Source organism: Alteraurantiacibacter aestuarii, from assembly GCF_009827405.1.
Classification (GTDB): Bacteria; Pseudomonadota; Alphaproteobacteria; order Sphingomonadales; family Sphingomonadaceae; genus Alteraurantiacibacter; species Alteraurantiacibacter aestuarii.
On sequence record NZ_WTYY01000005.1, the window covers coordinates 1 to 24,866 of the forward strand.

Annotated in this window: 12 protein-coding genes; 4 read left to right on the top strand and 8 right to left on the bottom strand. The window is 62.8% G+C overall.

The window, feature by feature from the left end; genetic code table 11:
* The 3 genes from GRI32_RS09885 to GRI32_RS09895 form a co-directional block, all read right to left on the bottom strand.
* On the bottom strand, positions 1-4,826 hold a 4,826-nt coding region (locus GRI32_RS09885), incomplete at its 3' end, for a beta strand repeat-containing protein (RefSeq protein ID WP_160591795.1).
* Between the two features lie 10 nt (positions 4,827-4,836).
* Positions 4,837-6,693, bottom strand: coding sequence for a ShlB/FhaC/HecB family hemolysin secretion/activation protein (locus GRI32_RS09890; RefSeq protein ID WP_337190197.1), 1,857 nt, complete (start codon positions 6,691-6,693; stop codon positions 4,837-4,839).
* A 246-nt stretch (positions 6,694-6,939) separates the two neighbouring features.
* On the bottom strand, positions 6,940-7,794 hold the full coding sequence (locus GRI32_RS09895; protein WP_160591798.1) for a tetratricopeptide repeat protein: 855 nt from the start codon (positions 7,792-7,794) through the stop codon (positions 6,940-6,942).
* A 206-nt stretch (positions 7,795-8,000) separates the two neighbouring features.
* Between GRI32_RS09895 and GRI32_RS09900 the strand changes: the two genes are divergently transcribed.
* Genes GRI32_RS09900 through GRI32_RS09915 form a run of 4 tightly spaced genes read left to right on the top strand, consistent with a single transcriptional unit; the run spans position 8,001 to position 13,963 of the window.
* A complete protein-coding gene (locus tag GRI32_RS09900) occupies positions 8,001-10,451 on the top strand; it encodes an NAD(P)-binding domain-containing protein (protein WP_160591800.1) in 2,451 nt (816 codons plus the stop codon).
* Entirely contained in the window at positions 10,451-11,311 is an 861-nt protein-coding gene (locus tag GRI32_RS09905) for a hypothetical protein (RefSeq protein ID WP_160591802.1), read from the top strand. The genes GRI32_RS09900 and GRI32_RS09905 overlap by 1 nt, the downstream gene beginning before the upstream one ends.
* 8 nt (positions 11,312-11,319) lie before the next feature.
* Positions 11,320-13,053, top strand: a complete 1,734-nt coding sequence (locus GRI32_RS09910) for a cytochrome c3 family protein (RefSeq protein WP_160591804.1) — start codon at positions 11,320-11,322, stop codon at positions 13,051-13,053.
* Between the two features lie 55 nt (positions 13,054-13,108).
* Positions 13,109-13,963: a metallophosphoesterase gene (locus GRI32_RS09915; protein ID WP_160591806.1), complete on the top strand. Its 855-nt coding sequence runs from the start codon at positions 13,109-13,111 to the stop codon at positions 13,961-13,963.
* Positions 13,964-14,427: 464 nt separating this feature from the next.
* Here GRI32_RS09915 and GRI32_RS09920 read toward each other — a convergent pair whose 3' ends face one another.
* From GRI32_RS09920 to GRI32_RS09940, 5 genes are all read right to left on the bottom strand, one after another.
* Positions 14,428-18,510 carry a hypothetical protein gene (locus GRI32_RS09920; RefSeq protein ID WP_160592063.1) on the bottom strand — a complete coding sequence of 1,361 codons (4,083 nt, stop codon included), beginning with the start codon at positions 18,508-18,510 and terminating at the stop codon, positions 14,428-14,430.
* Between the two features lie 68 nt (positions 18,511-18,578).
* Positions 18,579-20,510, bottom strand: coding sequence for a TonB-dependent receptor (locus GRI32_RS09925; protein ID WP_160592065.1), 1,932 nt, complete (start codon positions 20,508-20,510; stop codon positions 18,579-18,581).
* Positions 20,511-20,539: 29 nt separating this feature from the next.
* On the bottom strand, positions 20,540-22,555 hold the full coding sequence (locus GRI32_RS09930; protein ID WP_160591808.1) for a heme-binding protein: 2,016 nt from the start codon (positions 22,553-22,555) through the stop codon (positions 20,540-20,542).
* On the bottom strand, positions 22,555-23,979 hold the full coding sequence (locus tag GRI32_RS09935; protein WP_160591811.1) for a multiheme c-type cytochrome: 1,425 nt from the start codon (positions 23,977-23,979) through the stop codon (positions 22,555-22,557). Before GRI32_RS09935 ends, GRI32_RS09930 begins: the two co-directional genes overlap by 1 nt.
* A gap of 102 nt (positions 23,980-24,081) precedes the next feature.
* Positions 24,082-24,801 carry a hypothetical protein gene (locus GRI32_RS09940; RefSeq protein ID WP_160591813.1) on the bottom strand — a complete coding sequence of 240 codons (720 nt, stop codon included), beginning with the start codon at positions 24,799-24,801 and terminating at the stop codon, positions 24,082-24,084.
* Positions 24,802-24,866: the final 65 nt, after the last annotated feature.

A 24,866-nucleotide genomic window follows, 5' to 3' on the forward strand; every position in this document is an offset into this window, starting at 1 on the left:
ACTACGGGCGGAGGTGGAGGCGGCGGCGTTACCACGGGCGGAGGTGGAGGCGGTGGCGGCGGTGCAACGCAGCTGTTGTTCACGATATCGCAGTCATTGAAGGTCGAACCTGGTGTGAACTCATTGACCACATCAGTGCCGAAATCGACCAGGGCAAAGAAGTCATCATTGGTCACCAGCGTGCCACTGCCCAGGTCCTGCATGCCATAGGCGATGGTGCGCATCGTGGTGGCCATTGAATCCGAGAACTGGCGAATGGTCAATCCGCCCGGGCCGACAAGAATGCCGCCGAGCGTGCCGGCAGCGCCGGTATTCTGCATCAATATGTGGCTGTCTGCTTCCAGGCTGACGGTGTTGGCGGACAGGTAATTGGTTACCACGCTGGCACCGCCATCATCGCCCAGTACAAGGGCAAGAGCCGGATCATCGGGATTTGCCCGGATGCCCGGCAACACGTCACCGGTGGCAGCAAACAGCTGTTCGCCGAACATGTAGACGGTGCCGGTATATGCGAAACCGCTGACTGCCCCATTGTCCATTGTGATGGAGCCGGTCGGCAGTTCGATCGTCAGTTCGCCCAGGGCATAAAGGTTCAGCTGATCGGTAAAGTCGGCCGATGTGTAGTGCAGCGCGCCGACAATGCCCATCGAACCATCGCTGAAGATGCTGAGAGAGCTGATACCGCTATCCAGCGATCCGAGGATTGTCAGATCGCGCAGCTGGACATCATAAGTGTCCCCGCCGGTGGTGGCCGCACCGAAGAAGCTGATGTTGTCCCCTTCAATCGCTTCGGATTCAGCCTGGGTGATCGTGTAACCGGGGCCAGAAATCGTTCCGCCGATGATCGCCGAACTGCTGGTGTTGGTGGAGGTGAACGAAAGCGTTGGCGCGCCAAAACTCGTATTGGGCAGGATGTCGATGTCATTCGACGTGAAGCTCAGGCTCAGCGAGCCGAATGTTGGCGTGACATCGCTGTCACCACTGATGGTGATCAGACCACTGGATGTGAAATCGAATGAGGCAGACAGCGAAGACGGGCTGGTCCCGCCCACGATCAGTCCGCCTGTCGTTGTCTGGAACAGCAATGGCCCGTTGGCATTGATCACGGCGGTATTCAGGATCTGGATTTGCCCGTTCTGAGCGCTGAGGCCTGATTGTCCGCTACTGCCAAGACCAACCGAGGTGAGCGCATCGGCGACAAAATCATCGGCGCTGATCACGCCGCCGCTCAGCGCATCGAGGAAGAATGTTCCGCTGCTGGAGGACGTTCCCCCGAAAGCCGAAGTCTCGAAATCGATCAGTGCACTGCCGATCACAGTGCCAATTCCGTTCGCCTGCACCTGCACAACGCCGCCAATGGCCGAACCATCAGGGGCGGTGGTTGCGTTCGAAGTCAGGGACAGATGGATGAGATCGACAGTCGCCGCGTTGCTGGCCGTCAATGATGCGCCGCCTGCGACCGCAGATCCGCCGCCTGAAAATCCGCCGGTGTCGGCACCGGCAGTGGCGGAGGACAGGATGGTGAGATCGCCACCCAGCAGGGACGCATTGTCAATCTGAACATCGGCGTTGCCAGCGATGGCATTGCCGCCCTGGGTTACGCCGGTGCCGCCCAGCGCCGTGCTTTCAAAAGTCAGGCTGGTGCCATCGAGGATTTGCACAGTGCCCAGGTTCTGACCCAGGCCTGCGGCCAGTCCGGCTGTGGCCGTGCCGCCGGTGTCACCGTCGCCGCCGACCGCCAGCGATCTGGCGATTGACGTGCCAAGCAGGTCGATCGTCCCGCCGTTGGCAGTAAACCTGACTGCGCCGCTGGTGGCATTGCCCCCGGCAGCTGTGCCGCTGCCTTCACCGCCAAGGGCGCTGTCGGAAAGGGAAATCTCGCCATCGAGCAGGGAACTGGGACCGGCGAAAACCACCGAACCTGTTCCGGCAGTCACATTGCCGCCGGTAATGTTGAAGCCGGAATTGATGCTGTCCCCGCCCGAGGTCAGGTTGCTGAGCGAAATCACGCCCGCCCCCAACGTGCCGCCGCTGGTGGCCTGGAGGGTGACATCGCCGCCCACCGCATTGCCGCCACTGCCGCCATCGACGTTGGAGCCGCCACCGGTCGCGCTGATGCTGATGAGCGAAGGTATCGTGTCAGACAGGTTCAGCGCGCCGGCGTTGACCGCCTCGACAGTTGCGCTGCCACCTTCGGCAAGGCCGCCAATGCCCGTTCCGCCATTGGTATCTCCGCCGATGGCTGAAGTGGTGACCAGGAAGCCGTTGAGCACATCCAGAGTGGAGCCAGTGCCGGTCGCCCTGAAGTGGGCACTACCACCCAATGCAGTATTGCCCTGGGCAAACGGCCCGGACCCGCCGAAGGCCTCGATGGTGGTGGTCACGGTGTTCATGGTTATGTCGCCGCCATTCCTGGCATCAACAAGGCTGGCACCGGCGGTGGCATCCCCTCCGGAAAATCCCGATGATTGCGTATTGCCGCCTGCCCCGCCAAGGGAAATATCCACCGTTGCCAGCGATGCATCGATCGTGCTGTTGTCGGCAGTGATCAGGATATTTTCGAACTCGGTCGCATTGCGGCTGCGGCCACCGTCGCCGCCGGTGGCATTGCCGCCGAATGACAGGGTACTGGCGGAAAGGCTGCTGTTGATCGTGAGGCTTGATCCACCGGTTGCAATAACACTCACCAGACCGGATCGGCCGTCACCTGCAACGCCATTGGTGGCGTCACCGCCCGTGGTTGTGGCGTCCATGATGACATCGGTGAGGCTGACCACCGCGCCGCTGGACAGGTTAATGCCGCTGTTGCCGCCTCTGGCTTCTCCGCCGGTAACGCCTGTGCCGCCAGTGGAATTGGCCTGAATCGTCAGCTCATTGTTGAGTGTAAGGTTGCCCTGGCTGCTGGCCGCAACTGTGGCCTGACCGCCAAATCCAATTCCACCGGTGCCATTTACCGCGTCACCGCCAAAACCATCGGCAGTCATCAAGGTGGTGCCGGTTATCGTCACACCCGGGCCATCAATCAGCGAGGACAGGGACACGGTCCCGCCCAGGCCATTGCCGCCAACAGGGCTGGCGCTGGCTGCACCGGCGCCATTGGCGATGAGCGTGGCATTGCCGCCAATCTGAAGCGATGATCCGTTGGACAGGCCGCCAACGAAGACCTGCACCGTTCCCCCGATGCCATCGCCAACAGGATTGCTGTCACCTGTGCCAAGCAGCGTTGCGGCATTGCCGCTGGCGCTGGCGCTGGCGTCCCCGGTAATCGTCAGCGTACCGAAATTCTGCGCGTCAATATAAGCCAAGCCGCCGCTGCCGCCGCCGCCGGAATTGAAGTTGCCGGGCCGCTGTGGTCCCAGGGCATTGGCATCAAGGAAGACCGAACCGTTGATCTGCACGTCGGCACTGTCGGAGTATAGCTCGGCCGATCCCGCCACGGCATCGCCAAATATCAGGGCGGCGCTGTCGTCACCCGGCGTTGCGTTGGCGCTGATGAAGACATCGCCGGTGATCGTAAGCGACCCGGCCGAATCCGCTCCCACAAGCGCCACTCCGCCATTGGCATTGAGCAGCAGGGGATCGGACACGGACGGAATCGAATTGCCGATCGTGCTGGCAGAAACGGTCACATCGCCAGTTATGTTGAAGACAGAATCGGCGCCGGAGACCACTTCGGCGTCATTGCGGGCATAGACGAACACATTGCCGGTGATGGTGGACAAGCCACCGCCTGCGGCAATCACCGCATAGTCTGAACTGTGGACCGAGATATCGCTGGTAATGGTGGCATTCTGGACAAAGATATCGCTCTGCTGATCGCTCTTGGTGGATGCGGTCGTCAGATCGTTCAGCACCTGCGTGCCGGAAACCTCATAGTTCGCGCTGAGGATGATTTCCCCGTTCTGGATCGATGCGCTGGCTGCAGGCAGGAAGCCCAGATTGCCCAGGAACAACATGTTGATCGGGTTCTGCTGGGCCTGGGCCACAGCATAGATCACATGGTTGTCGCCAGGTCCCAGACTGGAAGGTCCGGTGGTGGTTCCGTCATGGTAGATGGCATTGGCAACATTGGTGCCGGTGGGAATGACGATGTCGAACAGGCCGTTGGAGACGCCGAGGGTGACATCCTGTGCGGCGACATAGGCGACCGAGCCATTGATATCCGCCGTGCCGCTCATCACGATCTGCGGTGCCACGACTGCAAATACGCTGCCTTCTGCCGTGCCCGTGATCGTGGCGCCCGGGTCGATCTGGACGAGCGAGCTATCATTGCTCACACCATTCAGGTTCATCGAACCCGTGCCGGTCACGAACTGCTGGAAGGCAAGCGAGTCCGGCTGGATGGACGTGAGCAGCAGGCCGCCCACATCGAAAGTGGCATTGCTGCCAATGAGCAGGCCGGTGGAGGAATAGAAGGCCACAAAACCACCCGGTGAGGTGGCCAGCGAGATGTCCTGCAATTGCGAGATGACCGCGCCGTCAATCACCGTGATATTGGCATTGGGAGCCGGGAGAATGCGGTTGATAACGCCGAAATTGGTGGCGCCGGGAACCCCCTGGAAAATCGCCGTATTGCCGTTGGGCAGGAAGGTCAGCGCATTGCCCTGGCCATCGGTGAAGGGGACCCAGGTGATGACCGCATCCAGATCATCGACGGTGATCGTATCCACCCCCGGAACGTTGCGATCGAACGTCACATTGCCGTTGACTGAATCCGGGATGGCCTGGAACGCCTGGGCTGCCGCAGCGCGCGGATCAACGGTCAGCGCCAGTGCCAGCGCGGCGCCTGCACAGCTGCGCAGCAGCAGCGATTTTCTGTTGGTCATCTTCGTCATCCTAGAACCTCCAGGGCAGCAGGCGCCCGGTAATCGAGAAGAGCACGCGCACATCGCCGCGACTGGTCTGTGCATCGGTCTTCCGCAGCGGCACCGCTATTGAAAAATCACCCTGTACGCCGCGCCCCTGAGTGAAACGCAGGCCCGCGCCGATCGAGGACAGCCTGTCCGGATTGAGTGCCCTGATGCTGGGATCGCGATCCCACACGGTCACGGTATCGGTGAAGACATAGGGTTGCAGGGCAAAGCTGTTGAGACTGGCGGGTATCAGCGATCCGTACCGCAATTCCAGCGATGTACCGAAGCCACTGTCACCATTGACGCTGCCCGGATCATACCCGCGTCCGATCGAATAATTGCCTCCCGACATTTCCTCGAATGCAGGCAGGGGATCGCGGCTGAACTGGCCTTCCACGTCGAGCGCGATCGTCACCAGCGGAGCCGGGCGATATTCCATCTGCACTTCGCCGCGCAGCAGCATTGGCGTGGGATCCTGTTCGATCCGGCTGGGGACCCGGCCCGACGCCACACAGGCCAGCGGCGTGGTGCGGCAATCGTCATTGGCCTTCAATATGCTCAGGCCCTGGCGCAATTCCACATTGGCAGACAGGCGGGTGCGCGGTTCAAAAGGCGTATAGCCACCGCGCCGGGCGATGGAATCGAGGTCGGTTTCCACATAACCGATGCGCGCAAAGGCCGTACGCACGCGGTCGCGCGAAAGGTTCAGCGTGTTGATTTCCACATCCTGGTTCACAACGTCCACGCCAACGCTGCCGTAAACGGATCGCTGCTGGGTACGCAGGAAGGGATAGCTGGCGTGCAGATTGCCAAAGACGGTTTCCGATTTGACATCGAAACCGGCAATGCCGAGCGTGGGATGGGTCCACCCCAGCGTCAGATTGCCGCCCAGCGACAGCCCATCCGATCCCACCATGAAATCATGGCCCATCTGGATGGTGCGCTGTTCGGAGAAGTCATGCGAGGAATAGACCGCCAGCGTGGTGCGATCGCCCAGGCCGGTGAGGTCATATATCTCCGCCCGCAACAGTCCGCCAAACCGCCCGAGCGCGCTGGAGCCATAATTCTGGATATTGAAATCGACAGATGCCTTGCGCCGAAGCACGGCCACCTCGCCGATCAGATCACCGGGCGCTCCATTTGCGGCGGGGCGCAGCGCAAGGCGCACATCCAGGCCGGGAATGTCATCGGCCAGCAGCAGCGATCGTTCGGCATCTCTGGTGTTGAAGACCGGTTGCCCGACCAGCGGCTGGAGGTAGCTTGCCAGCAAGCCTTCTGACGGCCCGCCGTCGCCGCGCACGCGCAGCGCGGTCAGGCGGCCCAGTACCACGCGAAATTCCGCCGCGCCGCCGGTAAGGCGCTGTTCGGGAATTTCCACCGCGGCCAGATAGCCGGCATCGGTCAGCATCGCCGTTGCCTGCGCGCGAATGTCGCACAGCACAGAAATCGGCAGCTCGCGGCCAAGATAGGCCTGATAGGATGGTGCCAGATCAACGTCTGTCGCCAGTTCGGCACCGGTGAAGCTGACCTGGCTCAGCGTGACGCGGATATCGCCCAGATCGGGGTTGTCGAGCGCGCAGGGCGTGCGGGTCATTTCCCCGTCGATTGTCAGCGTGGTGCTGCGCCGCTGTTCGGGCTGGGCCTGCGGCGGAACCAGCTCATCCCTGGAAGGCGGTGCTGCCGGGTTGGCCTGCGCCAGCGCCTGCGCCGGCGAAATGCTGACAATCCCGGCGGCAAAGGCAAGGCCTGCTCCGAAAGCAAGAATGCGGGAATGGGAGCTTTGCTGCCCAGGCGAATCGATCCGATCAGCTGCGACCGACTCCTGCTGCCAATTTTTCACGTGTATTTGCCCGTCCTTCCCCAATGCGGTCACCCCGGACATGGGCCTGCGCCATGCAAGGCGCGGCCCACGCAAGAGCTCTATCGTGCAATCTGAAATGCGAACCCGGCCCCTATTTCCGGTAACACCCGCATCTATCACGCACGATTTTCGTGCGACCCCTTGCGGTTGTTTATGACCCTATCGCGGCAGGTAAGCAACGTCGCATTGCTGCGAAATGCCGGGAATCAGCCATTTCATTGGACTTCATTGGGCATTCTGGAGGCCAAGCGTCTCGGCAGCCTCCCGCAGCTGCGCACTCGCTGCCGGATTGGCCTGCAGTGCACTGCGATATGCGGTGCGCGCGGCGTCCTGCCGGTCCAGCGTGATGTAACTGCGCATCAGCATGATCCATCCATCGACATTGGAGGGATCGTCTTCCAGCCTTGCAGCCAGCCGGGCCACCATGCTTTCGGCCATATCCTGTTGCTGGCTGGGGGGTATCGACGATGCGGCGGAGAGCTGTTCCTGCGTCGGCCCCGGAATGCCTCCCATGGCGGTGGCGGTCTGCGCAGAGGGCGGCAGCAGGTCGCGCGTTCTGGAAGCCTGGACGATGCGATCACCCACTTCGATATCGCGCAAGGTGCCGACCTGTTCGATCGTGCGGACAAGGTCGTTCTCCCACGGCGCGCCGGGCGGCGTATCGGCCAGCAGGGCCAGCCAGTTTCCGATTGCGCCCTGATGATCGCCTGCCAGATCCTTTTCCACAGCCATGAAATAGCGTGCCCGCGGATCGCCAGAATCGATTTCCAGTGCCCGGCGGAAGGCCTGCAACGCCTCCTCGGGCAGCGGATCACCGGTGCTGGCCATCACCCGTGCTTCGCCCAGCGATGACCACAGAACGCTGGTATCGGGCGCGATTTCCACCGCCTTTTCATAGGCTTCGACAGCTTCGGGAAACATGTTGGAGGTGAAATAGGCAAAGGCCAGACGCTGCCATGCCTGCGCATCGTCGGGCGCATTTTCAGCTGCGGCGCGCAATTCCTCCAGCGACACCGGAACGGACATGTCCCCGGCTGCGGGATCGTCGCCGGAAAGCGCATCGCATGCATTGGAATACATGCGCCAACCCACGGCGGCAGCCAGGATCAGCGCTGCAAGCAAGGCAATGAATACGGGCCTGCGCCAGACAGCTGTGCGACTTTTTTCCAAAATGTCCCCCTGAAGTGAGTTTACTACGGCCAATATTGCCCATGTCACAAAAGCATCGCTTCGGCCTGTTTTCAATGCATGCGCTTTAGGGCATAAGCCGTTTTGGGGGGACAGGAATGGCAATTAGTCCAGACCGGGTTCAAGTGGCGATTGTTGGTTCCGGGCCAGCGGGTCTTAGTGCCGCGGCTCATGCCGCGCATCTGGGCATGACGCATGTCCTGATCGAAAAGACAGATCACCTCTCGGACACGATATTCAAATATCAGAAGGGCAAGCATGTGATGGCCACGCCATCCAACCTTGTCCTGCGCGCTGACCTGGATTTCGATGCCGGGAGCAGGGAGACCATTCTCGACATCTGGGACCGCCAGATCGAGGAGAACAAGGTGTCCGTCCGCTACAATGCGGAGGTCGCGGCGATCACTGGTGAAAAGGGCAATTTCACCATAGAAATCAAGGGGTCGGAACCGATCCTGGCGGAAAATGTGGTGCTTGCCATCGGCACCCAGGGCAACCCCAACCTGTTGCGGATTCCGGGCGGTGACCTGCCGCATATCCAGTATCAGCTGGACGACCCGGGTGAATATTTTGACGAACATATCACCGTCATCGGATCGGGCGATGCGGGCATTGAAAACGCTCTTGGCCTGGCTGCCGATGCGGCCCAGCGCAACCGTGTAACCATCCTCAATCGCGGCGATTCCTTCGCCCGCGCAAAGGGTGCGAACGTCAAATTGCTGGAAGAGGCGGAGGCCGATGGCCGCATTTCGGTGCGCCGCGAAACCTCCCCGTCCGAAGTGCGCGTGGGTGAGCTGGTGCTCGATACGCGCGATGGTGAGGAAGTGATTCGTTGCGACCGGATCATCGCCCGGACCGGCTCCAAGCCGCCGCGCGCCTTCGTGGAAGCCATCGGGGTGGCCTTCAGCAGCGAGGAGCGCGATGCCTTCCCGTCGCTGACGCCCACGTTCGAAACCACCAAGGACGGCATTTTCGTGATCGGTGCATTGGCTGGCTATCCGCTGATCAAGCACTGCATGAACCAGGGCTATGACGTGGTCGAATTCCTCAACGGGAATGTCGATCTCAAGCCCGCTGACCAGCCGATCCTGGAAGAGAAATTCGCCGGCCTGCCGGGGCGTCGCTCGGTTGAGGACTGGCTTGAGGTGATCGGCAGCAATGTCTCCATCTTCAAGGAGCTGTCGCCGCTGCAATTGCGCGAACTGATGCTCGATTCGCGGGTCCATTCCTATGCGCCGGGTGAAGTCGTGTTCACCCGTAACGAGCCGGGATCATCGATGTTCGCCATCGCCCAGGGTTCTGTTGCGGTGGAGGTCAATCCGGCCGATCCATCGATCACCGTGCCGATCGAGGAAGGATCGATCTTCGGCGAAGTGGGCCTGATTTCGGGCCGTCGCCGCGGCGCCACCATCCGCGCGGCAGAGCCGCTGGTGGCGGTTGAGCTGTCGCGCACGGCAGCGCTGAAACTGATCGCCACCGTGCCCAGCGCGGGCCGGGTGGTGAACCAGATCAGCATTGAGCGGCAATTGCTGCAAATGTTCGGATCGGGCCTGACGCGCGAAGACGTGGCGCCGCTGGTCGAAGCGGCCGAAGTGGTGGACGTGCGCGCCGGGCAGAAGGTTGTCGAGGAAGGCGCGGACGACAAGGATATCTATGTCATCCGGCGCGGCTCCATGATCGTGGAGAAGGATATCGGCGGCAAGCCGATCTTCCTCTCCTACCTCCCTGCCGGGTCCTATTTCGGTGAAATGGCGGTGATCGACGGATCGAAGCGATCCGCCACGGTGAAGGCGGCGATCAAATCACAGGTCGTGCGCTTCCCGGGTGAGCTGTTCAACGCCCTGCTCGATGCCAGACCCAGGGTGCGGGAACGCGCGCTGGCGGACATGGCCGGACGGCGAGAGACCAATGCCTTTGTCGAAGCGCGCAAGGACAGCTTCGGCTCGGCTGCGGACATGTATTCCGAAACCGCGCAATTCCTGATCGACAACGGCCTGGGTGAAGCCACCGACGTGCTGCTGATTGACGAGACATTGTGCGTCGGCTGCGACAATTGCGAAAAGGCCTGCGCCGACAGTCACGAGGGGCTATCGCGGCTCGACCGTGAAGCGGGGCGGACCTATGCCCATCTGCACGTGCCGACATCGTGCCGTCACTGCGAACATCCGCATTGCATGGCCGATTGCCCGCCCAATGCCATCAAGCGCGGCCCCGATGGCGAGGTGTTCATCGACGATACCTGCATCGGCTGCGGCAATTGCCAGCGCAATTGCCCCTACGGCGTGATCCGCATGGATGCCAAGCCGCCCAAGAAGCCGGGCCTGCTCAGCTGGCTGCTGTTCGGGGCCGGGCCGGGACCGGGTGAGGCGAGCTATGACTGGCGCAAGAAACATGCGCCCGCAGGCCAGGCCAAGCTGGCGATCAAATGCGACATGTGTCTGGGAATTGATGGCGGCCCGGCCTGCGTGCGCGCCTGCCCCACCGGCGCCGCCATTCGCGTTGCGCCGGAAAAATTCCTCTCCGTCACCAAGGAAGGGGGGCTCGACTGATGGCCAGCATCGCCGAAGACGAAAACCCGCGCCGCGAACGGCAGAGCGATCACGAAAGCTTCCTGTCGCACAAGCGCATGCGCTGGATGAAGATTGCGACCTTCATCAGCCTGGTGGCGATTGTCGGCTATATTTTCGCCGATGTGGAGCCGCGCCCCAATGGCGGCACCTGGTATGGCTATACGCTGGGCACCATCGGCGCCTTGCTGATCCTGTGGCTCACCCTGCTGGGAGTGCGCAAGCGGCGGATGAGCCCGGGCAAGTGGTCGCTCAAGGCGTGGACCAGCGCGCATGTCTATCTTGGCTTGTCGCTGATCGTGATTGCCACGCTGCATACCGGTTTCCAGTTCGGCTGGAACGTCCATACGCTGGCCTATGCGCTGATGATGGTGGTCATTCTGTCGGGAATTTACGGGATTTCGGTCTATGCGACCTTGCCCGCCAGCCTTTCCAACAACCGCCGCGAGATGACGCAGGCGCAGATGCTGGAAGCGGTGGCGGCGATCGATCGCCAGCTTGAAGCTGCCGCGCAGCCATTGGGCCGCGAAGATGCCGATCTGGTGATTGCCGCGCTGGAGCAGGACCCGTTCGATTTCGGCCTGCGCGCCCGCCTGTCCGGCAATTATCGCAATTGCCGCACCGAAGGGGCGCTGGCGCAATTGCCTGAAAATGGCGTTGATCCGGCCGAGCAGAAGGTGCTGTCCCTGCTGCGCAAGCGCAAGGCCCAGCTGGACCAGATCCGCCGCCACATGCGGATCAAGGCTCTGCTTGAAATCTGGCTATACGTGCATGTGCCGGTCACCATCGCGCTGCTTGGCGCGCTGACCGCGCATATTGTCAGCGTATTCTATTACTGGTGAGACGAAGCATGGATTTCCGCATTCGCAGCATCGATTTCACCGCCGCCGGTCGCGAGATCGTGCGTGAGCGTGAAGAGAGCGCTGACCAGATCACCATTGGCCGCGATTCCGGCAACACCATCCACCTGCCCGATCTGGCGGTGGAGCAGGAACATGTCCGCATCACCCAGTCTCCCGGCGGCTCGTTCAAGCTGGAAGCGGTCGGGACGCTGGGCTTCGCGGTGGACGGGCGGCATGTGCAGTCCGCCACCGTCAATGCCGACAAGGGGGCAGAGCTCAGCCTGGGGTCCAGTCGCCTGCAATTCAGCATGGAGGATGGCAAGCTTACCATCACCGTGCGCCAGGCCGAAGATGACGACGGCGGCGCGAAGGATCGCCTGCGCGGCTTCTCGCTGGCGGGAACGCTGCCGGGCAAGCGCGTCATGGCGTGGAGCGCGCTGGCTGCCATACTCGTGGCCTTCCTGGCGATACCGATCTTCACCCATCTTACCCGCGCCGATGAACGGCCCGAACTGGAAGGGGAAGGCGCAGTGCTGATGGATGCAAGCTGGCGCACCGGCGCCTTGTCCTCTGTCCATCACGGGCTGGAGGATAGCTGCGAATCCTGCCACGTCGAACCGTTCCAGGCGGTGACCGACCAGACCTGCCTGTCATGCCACGAAGGCATTGCCGATCACGCGGTTGCCGATCGCATGTCCGTGGGCATGCACCAGCCGGAGGGCGGCGAAGCCTTGCTGTGGGATATTGCCGAGGCTTTCGGCAAGCCCGGTCCCGGCGCCTGCACCGATTGCCATACAGAGCATGAAGGCGCCGGCCGGATGGAGCCGACCTCGCAGCAATTCTGTTCCGATTGCCATGATACGCTGGACAGCCGGCTGACCGATACGGCGCTGGGCAACGCCCGCGATTTCGGCACGCTGCATCCGCAGTTCAAGGCGATGGTCCTGCCCAACCAGAATGCTGCCGAGGCGGTGCGAGTGTCGCTCGCTTCCAATCCGATGGACTGGAATGGCCTGCGCTTCCCGCACGACATGCATCTGGAGGATGATGGCGGCGTGGCGCAGATGGCGCGGCGCCTCAGCGCCTCGGCTGGCTATGGCAACGTGCTGGAATGTTCCGACTGCCACACCCCCACCGCCGATGGCACGCGCTTCCTGCCGGTGAACATGGAGGAGGATTGCGAGAGCTGCCACAGCCTCGTCTATGACCGGGTGGGCACCACCTTCCGCACGCTCAGCCATGGCGATATCGATCAGGTGGAGGCAGACCTTGCCGCTGCCGACCGCACCCCGCGCCGCCCTGTTTCCACGGGCCGCCGCCGTCCCGGCGATTTTGCCGAGAATGGCATTTACTACGGCAATTTCACCAGCGTTTCACCCGCCGTCCTGCGCTCCACCGCGATGGATGAGGATGGGCTGTGCGGCGAATGTCACCTGCCCGGCAATCCGGCGGAAGGTACGCTGGCGGTCGCCCCTGTGACGCAGCGCAATCGCTATTTCATCCACGGCTGGTTCGATCACGCCGCCCACGTGCAGGAAGATTGCGCCAGCTGCCATGCCGCCAGCGGATCGTCCACGGCCACCGATCTGCTGCTGCCGAAGATGGAAACCTGCCGCGATTGCCACGAAGGTGAGGATTCTCTGACCGCGGACGTTCCGTCCAGCTGTGCAATGTGCCATTCCTATCACCCAAGAGAAGGCGCGGCGGCCGCTCCGCCACGTATTGCCGGCATCCTTCGTTGACGGGTGAACACTACAAAAGAGGCCGCACAGCGGTCCGTAACGGGAGGGCGCATCTATGCTGATCGCGCAATTGACGGATATTCATATCGGCTTTGAGCCAGAGGCCCGGCCGGAGGAGTTGAACCGTCAGCGGTTTCGCGCCACGCTGGACCGGTTGCTGAGCCAGCCCAACAAGCCGGACATGCTTATCTGTTCGGGCGATATCACCGATCGCGGTGATGCTGAATCCTTCGACAAGACGGCTGCGCTGCTGGCCGAATGTCCGTTTCCCGTCCACATGATGGTGGGCAATCACGATACGCGCGAAGGCTTGCTGCACGCCTTTCCCGCCACTCCGGTGTACGATGGCTTCATCCAGTACGCCTTTGAGCAGGACGGCCTGCTGGTGGTGATGCTCGATACGCTGGAGATCGGCCGTCATGCCGGTGCTTTTTGTGAGCGGCGGCGGGACTGGCTGCGCGCCACCCTGGAAGCCAAACGCTCCACGCCCACGGTGATCTTCATGCACCATCCGCCGGTAGTGGCGGGGATCGGCTGGATGGACCCGAATGAGGACGATCCGTGGATCCTCAACCTGGCCGCCGCGCTGGAGGGGATGGATCAGGTTCTGGCGATCCATTGCGGCCATCTGCACCGCCCGATCGTCACCAGTTTTCGCGGCATTCCGCTGGCGGTCACGCCGTCTGTCGCGCCGCTGGTGGCCATGGACCTGCGGCCTATCTCATCCGAAAAGCCCGATGCCCGCGCGCTGATTACCACCGAACCGCCCAGCTATGCACTGCACCGCTGGGAAGACGGCACGCTCGTCTCGCATTACGAGAAAGTGTGCGATTGGGATGTGCTGGCCTATTACAACCCGCACCTGCAGCCAATGATCCGCGAGATGGAGAAGGAACGTCTGGGGGGTTAAGGTTTGCCGCGCAGTGGCTTGCTGCCCATGTCGGTATATGGGTGGGAGGCGGTCAATCGGTTTATCTGATTTTCGGCCCCGACCCGGTCCATTTCGCAACAATTTCCGCACTTGGTTTGTCACCGCTTCCTGCAGCGCACGGGTGATGATGTACGGCCAAGACGGTGCTGTAGTTCTCGGTAGCATCTCTGATTATCATGATGCGATCAGCGGGAGAGGGAAGCGCAAGGAACTCAAACTCGCCCCAGTCTTCTGAAAGGCTGTCTTTGCCTCGCACCATGATGACTTTTCCGCAGATCATCCACAAATCCTTCTACAAAGCCTGATGCATCATAGGCCACAAGGTTGCCGTGCCAAACCTACCATTCATTTGTGGGCCGTCAGATGCCGCTTGAAGTCCCAAAAGACTGAACATCCGCAGCTGGGTCGTCAGCAGACATTGCCCCCGCGCAGCACGTCGCCACCTATTCCCCGTTCGCCAACGGCCCTACACCCGGCACCCATGCCGCCATGTCCGGCTCATCGCTGACCATCCACGGAACACCTGCGCTGGTGAGGAACAGGTTTTCCATTTCCTCGCGGTTGAACGGGCGGGAGCCGAGGCGGCCGAACACGGCCATCTGTCCGCCCGTTTCATCCACCGCGCGGTCGCGGTCGAGGCCTTTGCTCATGGCGAGGGCAGGTGACGGCGTGCGTGCCCAGGCGATCAGTTCGGGCACCGGCGCAGGGCTGAAGCCATAGAAATTGCGCTGGCTGTCAGGACTGGTCAGCTGCAGCACTTTCATGCCGTTGCGGCCATCGGCCACGTAAGCGAACAGCGAGGCGTTGGTGGTGGCGACCACCACATCCTCCACATCGTTCATCAGCCCGCCAAATGTCTCCCGCAGATGCACGCGCGGGGCCAGCGGACGGGTAATGTCGACGATCACCAGCCCCTCATTCTTGGCCGCGACATAGGCGTAGGTCCGCGCCAGATAAAGGCGACGCGCATTGGCCATCGGCACTGTGCCTTCGGGCCGGGCTACGGGATTGCGCAGGCTGGTGATGTCGAACAGTTTCAGCCCGTCAGCATCGGTCACCCACAGATAGCGGAACTGCACCGCGGACCCGCGCGCATCGCGCATCTCGCGCACGGCGGAGAGCTGCGGATCGAGCGGGTTGGACAGGTCCACCACCACCAGGCCCACATCAGCTGTGATATAGGCCACTTCGCCCGCCAGCGTGATGTGGCGCGCACCGGCCAGTATGTTGTTCGGGTTCCACGCGTCACGGCCATTGGCCAGATCGGCGCGGTCCAGATTGTTGTTGCGCAGCTCGGCATCGGCCAGCGTGTCGACATTGACGAGGATCAGCCCCTCAACCGCATCGGTAACCACGGCGTAGGAGTAGATCGGCAGGAACGGCTGTTCCTGGTTCATCTCGCGCATCTGCTCGGTATTGCGGGTGGGCGCGATGGCCTGATTGGTCGGGATCGCCATGCAGGTGGCATTTGTGGTGTTCACATGCGTATCATTGCCCAGCGGGCTGAACGGGGCGGTGATGATCCGTTCCGAGAAGCCCTTGTTGGCGATGGAGGCGATGTCATAGACGCGGAAACCGCCGCGCCCTTCGGCCACGAAGATATATTCGCCGCGTGTCTGCAGGCAGCGCACCGCATCGGATGTGCCCTCAACCACATTGGCGAATTCTTCCAGCGGATGGGTTTCGCCTGAAAGGTCGCCGTCAAAAGCCTCGCCGCGGGTCCAGTTCTTCAGCTCGCGGTCATTGTCCTCCACATGCATGCGCCAGTAATCGGGGTAGGCGTAGCGTTGCAGGTAGGAGCCGATCACCGCCTGCGGTTCATCATATTCGGTAACGCGCACCGCCTCAAACCCGCCTTCAAGACCGGTCCAGGCGTTAAGGCCGACGAAGTTCACAAAATTTGTGCCCAGCAGCAGCAACTGCGCCATCACGGCATTGTTGTCTTCCGCTTCGGAGAGGTGGCAATCGCTGCAGGTCTTGGTCTCTGTCAGCCGCACCGTATGCGGGAAATGCGGGGCGAAGGCCTGGCTGGAGAAGCCGATGGAACTGATCGGCGGCTGCTGCACATAGATCCGCTCCCGGTTGATATTGGTGGAGCTGAGGACCAGCGCGCTGGTGGAGCGAACTGGCGCAACCTGGTTGCCCTTGGTCGACTGGTGGCGGCCCAGCTGGAACATCTCGTCACGCGCAACCTGCGGGTTGTAGGTGGCGAAGTTACGGGTCGTCTCACCCTCATAGCGGTGAACCTGGCTTTCCCAGTTCGCCTCAATCGGCAAATGGCAGCCGCCGCAGGATGTGGTCCATGACAGGTGGCAGGTGAAGCAGGCCATTTCCTCATCGCCATGCGCGCGGTTTTCAGGCGTGATGCCCAGGCCGAATTCGAAATTGCCCGTTTCCGCCCCGTCCACGCTCATCAGTTTTGCGCGCGCCGCCTTGGCGTTGAAATGCGGGTTTGCGGGATCGACGCTGTCGCGCACCAGGCTGATCTGCCATTCCAGATCGGGATCGACGATGGAGCGCTGGGTCAGCTGGCGCCGGCCCATGGAATCATAGGTCCATTCAAAGCGGCGCTGGCCATCGGGATTGCGGATCAGCGTCAGGTCATTGCCTTCTGGCGGTGCAGCCGGACCGGATGTGCGCAGGGTGGGATAGGCATCGGCGGTGCCGTGGCAATCCTTGCAGCCGATCTCGATCGCATTGGCCACTTCGCCATAGATCAGGCCGTTGCCGTGGCTATCCTGCGAGAAGTGGCAGTCTGCACATTGCAGGCCCTTTTCGGCATGAATATCCATCATGTGCACGGTCTTGCCGGGGTTGGTGCCCACTTCGGCAAACTGCTCTTCGCCTTCGCGGCGCCAGCGCTCGGGATCGTCGGGATCGACGATATTGCCCTCTGCATCGAGCAGATTGCCCTCGCGGTCACGCTTGAAGATGGCGCGGAAGTTCCAGCCGTGGCCGTGGTAATCGGCGAACTGCGTGTCGTTCAGTTCCGGGTTGAGGTCATAGACATTGCGCAGGAAATCCAGATCCGCCCAGTTGCCGCGCGGGCTGGCGCCTTCGGGATTGCGGTCCAGCACGGCGCGCACTTCCTCTGCCGTGGGATAGGCCTGCTGCTCGGGCCACATATGCGGCGCGTCGCTCTCATAATCCCACATCGTGTAACCGAGGTAGGAATTGAGGAAGATATTGGGCTGGTGCATGTGGCAGTTCATGCACTGCGCGGTGGGGATCGCGCGGGTGAACACGTGCTGCAGCGGATGGCCGCGCTCGCGATCGGGGCTGAGGCCGTCACTCTCATGGCCACCATCATGACCATCGTCATGATGGTCTGCGTCGCCGGGTTGCTTCAGCGCACCGTGGACGGGAGCGGCATGGGTATCGCCATGCTCATCACCATGCTCATCTCCATGCCCGTCACCATGTCCGGTAACGTCATCGTGCAGTTCCTGAATCTGGCTGGCGATGGTGGGGTCGACGGTGATCGACTGCCCGTCGCGGCCATATTGCGCATAGATCAGCGAATGGCGCGGCTCCCGGTCATTGGCATAGATCACGTGGCACGATGCGCAGCCGGAATGACGGAAATCGCCCGGCTGGTCATTGGTGCCCATGAACCATGTGAACGGATCGTTGAGGCGCGTCTTGTGGATGTTGAGCACCGGAATGGCGGCGCGCAGGCCGGTGCCGGGGCCGCGGTTGGACTGGCGCAGGTCGGGGCGGCCGGGTTCTTCCAGCCGCTGGATCAGGCCGGTCGGGTTGGGCAGGCCAATCTCGGGGAACTGGCTGGCGATATTGCGCCCGCCGCGTTCAAACACACGGAACACGTCGGCAGGGGGCACCACATGCCACGTCGGCAGCGGATAGAGCGTGCCCAGCGCGCCGCGCGCCTGCTGTTCGGCTGTCACCGTGCCGTGCGGCGCACCCGGAGACATGATCTGGGCCGCTTCGCCTTCGCGCGTATAGGCTTCACCCACGACGTAATTCTTGAACGGCAGAATGCCGTTATTATAGGACGCGCCGCCCCACAGCATGGCACCGGTGGCCATCAGCGAGCGCTCCGCCGCCTCGATCACCGGCATATGGCAGGCACCGCAGGCCTCACGCGCCACGCGGTAATCGCTGGGATTGTTGAAGCGCACGAATTCGGGCGATTCATTGTTGAGAAGAGAATAGCTGCGTTCCGGATTGGCGGAACTGGGGAAGTGCCATGTTTCGGGCAGGGTCGGCAAGACGTGAGCCGAATCGCGCGCGGCGACATAGTCCGGGTGGTCCTGCGCCAGCTCGCTATTGCCCATGATTGCCGGATTGCCGCCGTGGCAATCCACGCAGCCAAGCCGCACGGCCGGACTGAGATGCATGGTCGGCGCATCGGTCTGCACGTGGCAGGAATTGCAGCCTTCGGACTTGGCTATCATCTCGGCCACGCTCTGGTTCTGCGGAGCTGGAAGGGCGGTGACCAGGCTGTAATCGCGCTCAACCGGAGTTTCCCCGCCGCCTGCTGCGCGCAGGTCCGGCCCGGCCAGCATGGCACCGCCAGCGGCAATCAGGCTGAGAGCGAAGGCGACGTGGCGCCGGGGGAGTCTGAAGCTCAGCATCAGTAGCTCAAGGTCACATTTGCCAGCACGGAAATATACGTCCGATCATTGCCCAGATTGTCAAACAGGTCGCGAAATCCATCGCCCGAGACCAGTGCCGCGCCAGACAGGCGGGCTACGATATTCTGCGTCGCTTTCGGCCGCCAGATCGCCGATGCGGACAGGTCATAGCCGATATCGGCGGGGATTGACCCTTCGTTGCGCAAGGCCTCCAGCGTGGCCGTGTTCTCGAACCACAGGTGGTTGGCATTGGCGGTCAGGCGCAGTTCGGGAGAGATATCGAAATCCGCACCCAGGCCCACCAGGATCAGGCCGGGATTGTTGAAATTGGACTGGCCCTGCTCCTTGCTGGAGCGCAGCGAATTGAGGATGCCGTTGCGGCCATTCACGCTGACCGCGCGCCCGCCGCCGGCAAAGGGAATGGTCTGACGTATCCAGTATGACGTATCGGCGCCGGCAAAGACCGGATTTTCGAAAATCGCATCATAGCCGGTTTCGGTATTGTCATAGGGATCGCCGTCGCCGCTGGCCCATGCACCGGACAGGCGAAAGCGCATCCAGTCCTTGTCATAGCTGGCCTCTGCCGCGGCGAAGAAGCCGCGCACCTGCGCCGGGCGATCGGTGAAGAAGCTGTTCCGGTCCTCGCCCAGTGCGGCATAGGTGCTGGCGGTGATGTTGATGCGGCCAAGCCGGCCATCGGCGTTATAGCCAAGGTACACCACATCGTAATTGCGCCCGCGCAGCGAGCCCAGCAGCGCCGGGCGCACGGGGAAGCCATTGTCGTCGATCTGGATATCGCCCGCTTCGCGGTTGCGGTTGTAGACCACCGTCACCTGGCTGGTGAGCGCGGGGATCAGGAAATCCTGGCGATAGGCATTGGCCATGAACACCCAGTCATCGCGCGGGGTCTGCAGGATCGCGTTCAGCCCGCTGTTGGTGTCTTTCTCCAGCCGCCAGAAGGCCGCCAGATTGTACTGGAAGCGGTTGTTGTCGCGCGTGCCGAACAGGCGAAAGCCCAGCTGGTTGTCATTGAACAGGAAGCCGCGGAAATCCGCCTGCATCGGCTGGATACCGATGCGGAAGCTGTCAAAGTCATAACGCTTGGACGTGTTGCGGATGTGGTAATCGAAGAAGGCTTCCTGCACGCCCAGAAAATGGTCCGTGCGGTGCGTGGGCAAGGAAGGCTCCACGTGCAGCACGCGCCGTTCGGGCACATCTACATGGTTGACGTTGAGCGCCAGCGTCAGCCGGTATTCCACATCTGGCGGCTTGTAGGCGGTGGAGCCTTTCAGCAGCGCGAAGCCGGCGATGAAGGTCTGCGCGAAGACATAGGAGAAATCATTGCCGAACACGTCCAGCCGGTCCGGGTCCTGCGTGGTCTGCACGCCCACCGGAATGGGGAATGTGCGCGGCTCGAACACGGTATCGCTGATGGCGTTGACGACGAAGAACCACTTGTCCTCCTCCAGATCGAGGAAGCGCGGCGTGCGGCATACGGCGCTGCCATAGGGCGGCTCCACCCCGGCGGCGGCGGCTTCCTCACGCTGGCGGGCGCGGAACTCGCGTTCCTCATCGCTGTTCACGCAGATCGGGCGATCGCCCTTGTAGGTGTTCTGGTTATACGGGTCAGACCATTGTTCGGTCACCAGCCCCAGGTTCTGGATCAGCCGCCAGCGATCGGGGATGGGGATCTGGTCAGTGGGGAAGGCCTGTGGCGGCGGCGCACGCACGGCGCCGGGATTGTCCTGCGTAACCGGATCGGGCAGCTCACCCACATAGCCGGGACGCGTGCGCCCCTCCACAATGCCGGGGTCAACCGGCGGCGGTGCGGGCGGGTTGGGATTGACTGTCTGCTGTTCTGCCTGCTCTGCCGCCTCTGCTTCCGGTGCAGGATCAGCCTGCCCGGCCCGGGCCGCAGCCTCTGCCTGCATCAGCAGCGGCACAAGGAGCAGCGACACACTCACAGGCCAACGCACACATTCTGGTCTGGCGTGTCGAGGAAGGGCGCGAACGGGCAATTGACATAGCGCAGGCGCACGATGCGGCCCTGCACGTTCACTTCGATCCGGTCCGCGCGAATGGCAGGCGCGGCATTGCCCAGCGTGCCAAGGCGAACGCCGGCATTGTTGAGGCCAAGGAAGCTGACCATGTCATCCTGGTCGATACCGTCACCCGAAACGCCGATGCCGCCGATCAGTTGCCCGCCGCGATAGATCGGGACCGAACCGGGGAAAATCTGGATACCATTGGCGATCCGCCGCTGGCCGGGCGCTGCTTCGGGCACGCCGGTGCAGCCAACGCCAGTATCCGCCGTGGCCCCGCCATTGGCGACATAGGTCACGTGCTGGACGATATTTCCCGCCACCAGATCGGTCTGCAGACCCACGGCAAAGGGGCTGAACAGGCCGGATGAGGCGACCGAAAGCGGGCCGGGCATCTGCGCCACTTCGCCATCGGGGAAATAGGGGCGCGACAGATTGCCGCCCGACCTGTCGGCAAAGGCGTGGGTGCCGGTCAGCGCGCTGGGCGCTCCCAGGAAATCACGCACGCGCTGCACATAGGCGGGCACATTGGAAACACCGGGCAGCACCGGCACGGCGAGCAATTGCTGGCCAGCCAATGGATTGGAGAAGAAGGTCGCCGTGCGCGCCTTCTGCAGGCTCACATCGGTGCCGAACAGCGGGCCATCAGGCGAACGCACGATGCCCAGCACCGCGCCATGCGTATCGACCACGCTGATGGTGGCCTGCATGCGGCTGTCCAGCGGACGGCGGATCTGCGCGCGTGCGTGCGAGAGGACCTTGAACGCCTCCTCCATGATGGCGCGTACTTCGGCAGCGGTCAGCGGCTGTGCCACGCTGCCAAGATCTGTGCCGGCGCGAATGGGGAAGCGCGAGTTGCCGCTGCCATCTGTCAGCACAAAGGCATCGGGATTGGTGAATTCGCTGGCCTTGGCGGCACGTACGCCTGAAGCTTCCGTGCCATAGGTGGTGCCCGCCCGAAGCGAGCCATCGCTGTAACCGGTCACCGCCACCAGCGCCCCGGCAGAACCGTTGATGGCGGCGAAATTGCTGTGCAGCGGGGCCAGGTTGGCAGGCGTGGCATCGCTGAAACGCAGAGTGGTGCCATCGGCGCTGATCATCTCGGCACGGATGGCGGATGGCGGCATGAAGCCCTGTATGCCTGCCAGCGCGATCGCTTCCTCGGCATCGCTGTCAATGTCGAGCGTGTTGGCATCAAAGCCATAGTCGCCATCGCCCATCACGCCGATGCCGCCCACGACCACGCCATTCTTGTAAATCGGGAAGCCGCCGGGATCGGCAGACAGGCCCAGCGGCGAACGCTTGGGGCCGATCAGCGCACCGGGACCGCCAGCGGAATTGTAACGCTGGCTGAGGTCGGAGCATGGCAACTGGCTGAACTGCACGCCAAACAGCGGGCCGCTTTCCAGCCCCACCGTGCTGGGTGCGGGCGGGAAATGCTGCTGCACGATCTGGCTGGCCGTGCGGCTGGAAAAGGCATTGCCGCCACTGGAAAGATAGGCCCCGGTCACGGCCTTGGCGATGGCGCCGGTCACTGCGGGAACCGTCGCTCCTTGCAGGCCGATACCGCCGCCGACAGGGGCAATGCCGCCAATGCGCTTGCGGCTGACTTCCATCAGATCGGGCGCGCCGTTCATCTTGAACACGGCCAGCACATTGCCGACCCGGTCCGTTACCGCGATATAGGATGGCAGGCTGCGCGCCTGCGCCTCGCCCACCGCCTGCGCGATGATGGTCTGCACTTCAGCGACCGAAAGCGATTCCGCGGCGGGCGGGTTGAACACACCGCCAGCCGGTGGCGGAGCGGGCGAAGGCGTGGGCGTGGCCCCACCTGTGCCGCCGCCTGCGCCCGGAGTGCCGGTGCTGCTGCCGCCGCATCCCGAAAGGACCAGCGCGGCGCTTGCCAGCAGTGCTGTTGCCACCCGCACCCGCATTACTGCAGACGTCCGATCGCGCCCACCGCATTGCCAAGTGCAGAGCGGAATTCCGCCGGGCGATAACTCTCCGGAGTGCGCACCGCCTGGTAGGCGCGGTTGATGTCGGTGCGGATGCTGGCGGCTGCACCAATGGTGATGCGGCCCTGCGTGACCAGCGCGTTGAGCAGCGTATCCACCGCCATCACCGCCTGGGCGGAACCGGCATAGTCGGTGAAGCGGGTGCTGGTGGCGCGATCTCCAATGGTGGCGATCACCTGGAAGGCATCGTTTCCGCCATAGGACCGCGATGCCAGCGCATCGGAAAGCCGTGCGGCCTCCGTGCGCAGCGCCATGGCGGCGGCCTGCGCCTGCGGGCGGCCCTCGTTCATGGCATCGTGGAAGTTGCGGCTGGCACTGCGGAAGCTGTCTGCCCGCGCCGGGGCCAGCGCCTGCGCCACTGCATCCAGCATGATGATGTTCTCGTCATTGAAAGGCGGCTGACCAAAGGGAATGGGCCGCTGCGGATTGGTCTCGAACGTCAGGCGGCGCTGCGCCCCGTCGGTGATCTGGCGGTGGCAGCTGTGGCAATCATAGAAGGTGAATTGCGGGAACACGCCCTGCGTTGCCAGTTCGGGCCGGGCGAACAGATCCGTCGCGCGGGCCACGGCCTCTGCCTGTCCCACGGCCCACAACTGCACATTGTCCGGCGCACGCTTGCGCATCAGGTAATCGGCATCGACATCGTGATGCTGCTGGAAGGCGCTGAACAGGTCCAGCTCGAAGGAAATGCGCGGATGGCCCGCTGCCATCATCGCATGGGTCACGAACTGGCCCTGATCGGCGCTGCCATAATGGCAATCCAGGCACACGCGGGCGCGGGCCTGCGGCTGGTCCAGCGCGGTCAGTCCGTTGGCGATATTGGCGGTGTGGGTGCCGCCCACCTTGTAATGGCTGGCGATCCAGCCCGCTGCCGGTCCGTGGCAGCTTTCGCAGCCGACCCCGTCAGTGGTTTGAAAGCGCGGACCGCGATCGGATGCGGGCACGAAGGTGGAATGGCAGCCCAGGCATTCAGAGCGCGAGGTGGCGTTGTCCCAGCCCAGCGACTGGGCAATCTGCCGGCCGCGCGGGGAGCCAAGAACGGCATAAGCCCGGCTGTGTGCGCCGCTGACGGCGGAGGATTCCTGCCATGTGGCGATTTCATCCTGCCGCACCACTTCGCCATTGCCTTCGCTGCGGCCGTGGCAGGTCGATCCTGCGCAGGTGGCAACGCCGGTATAGGAATAGGCGCTGCCAGTATCGGATTGGGCGTTGGCGCTTTGGGCTTGCGGCAGTCCGGTAAACAGCGCGGCCAGTGCCAGAGTGGCGACGGCGATGCCGGGAGCAAGATTGCGCAGGCGGCGCAAGGGTGCCGCAAATCCGGACCGCTCCGCGCGCTTGCTCATTATAGTCCCCCCAAACTTGCACTATATGCCGGACAATCCCCTACCGTCCGCCATCTCCGCCCCGCCCGGACCCCCCGGCCAGGACAGAACCTGTATGGTAACCTATTCGCCCATCATCGCTGAGGACATCTGGTTCAGCTGTTCCATGCAGCCGTTTGCAATCAATGTCGCCGCCAGTTCCTCGGCAGCAGAAGGCGCGGAATCGAGGAAGACGAATTTCACCTCCACCGCATTGCTGCCCGATCCGTGGCCGATCTGGTAAGTGGTGCCTTCGCTGGGCGGATTGCTCGCATCCCAGCTTGCCAGCATCTCGCCCGCCGGGAAGGTAATGCGCGATGTCATGTTCCCGGTTCCGACGGAATAGGTGCTTTCGGCCTGCGTATCGGCGCGCCACAGGCGCACGCCCTGATCGGCCGGCAGGCAGATCGTACCCGCCTTGCTGACATCGACATACCACAGGCTGGGATTGCTGACTTCGCCCACATTCGCGCTGCGCACCGCCCCGGTGCGGGCCCTGGTGGCCGACCTTTGCGTGGTGAGCGAGGCAAAGGCGCGGTTCTGGCTTGCGCCGCTCTGGCTGGCGAGCGTGAAACTTCCCGATCCGCGCAGCACGCGCGTTCCGCCATTGTCCAGCACGGTCACGCTGTCCCCGTCGCGCAGGGTAATGCGCTCATTACCGCCGATCTGGCGACCGACCGGGAACTGTCCGGCAGACGGTCCGCTGGATGACACGACCACGCCTGCCTCGGCGCTTTGCGGAGTGACGGCGAGGCCGGTCGCAATCAATGCGACAGCGGCGAGTGTTCCCCTGGTCAAGGACATAGTCTCTTTCCTCGTTCAAATTCTTGGCTGTGCTGTAGCAAATTCTGCAGAGCTTTGTCAGCCGG

What these genes read in the sequence shown, in the direction of transcription:
- GRI32_RS09895 (WP_160591798.1), bottom strand. Translation starts at nt 7,794, where the DNA reads ATGTATTCCAATGCATGCGATGCGCTTTCCGGCGACGATCCCGCAGCC.
- GRI32_RS09900 (WP_160591800.1), top strand. Translation starts at nt 8,001, where the DNA reads ATGGCAATTAGTCCAGACCGGGTTCAAGTGGCGATTGTTGGTTCCGGG.
- GRI32_RS09905 (WP_160591802.1), top strand. Translation starts at nt 10,451, where the DNA reads ATGGCCAGCATCGCCGAAGACGAAAACCCGCGCCGCGAACGGCAGAGC.
- GRI32_RS09910 (WP_160591804.1), top strand. Translation starts at nt 11,320, where the DNA reads ATGGATTTCCGCATTCGCAGCATCGATTTCACCGCCGCCGGTCGCGAG.
- GRI32_RS09915 (WP_160591806.1), top strand. Translation starts at nt 13,109, where the DNA reads ATGCTGATCGCGCAATTGACGGATATTCATATCGGCTTTGAGCCAGAG.
- GRI32_RS09920 (WP_160592063.1), bottom strand. Translation starts at nt 18,510, where the DNA reads ATGCTGGCCGGGCCGGACCTGCGCGCAGCAGGCGGCGGGGAAACTCCG.
- GRI32_RS09925 (WP_160592065.1), bottom strand. Translation starts at nt 20,510, where the DNA reads ATGCAGGCAGAGGCTGCGGCCCGGGCCGGGCAGGCTGATCCTGCACCG.
- GRI32_RS09930 (WP_160591808.1), bottom strand. Translation starts at nt 22,555, where the DNA reads ATGCGGGTGCGGGTGGCAACAGCACTGCTGGCAAGCGCCGCGCTGGTC.
- GRI32_RS09935 (WP_160591811.1), bottom strand. Translation starts at nt 23,979, where the DNA reads ATGAGCAAGCGCGCGGAGCGGTCCGGATTTGCGGCACCCTTGCGCCGC.
- GRI32_RS09940 (WP_160591813.1), bottom strand. Translation starts at nt 24,801, where the DNA reads ATGTCCTTGACCAGGGGAACACTCGCCGCTGTCGCATTGATTGCGACC.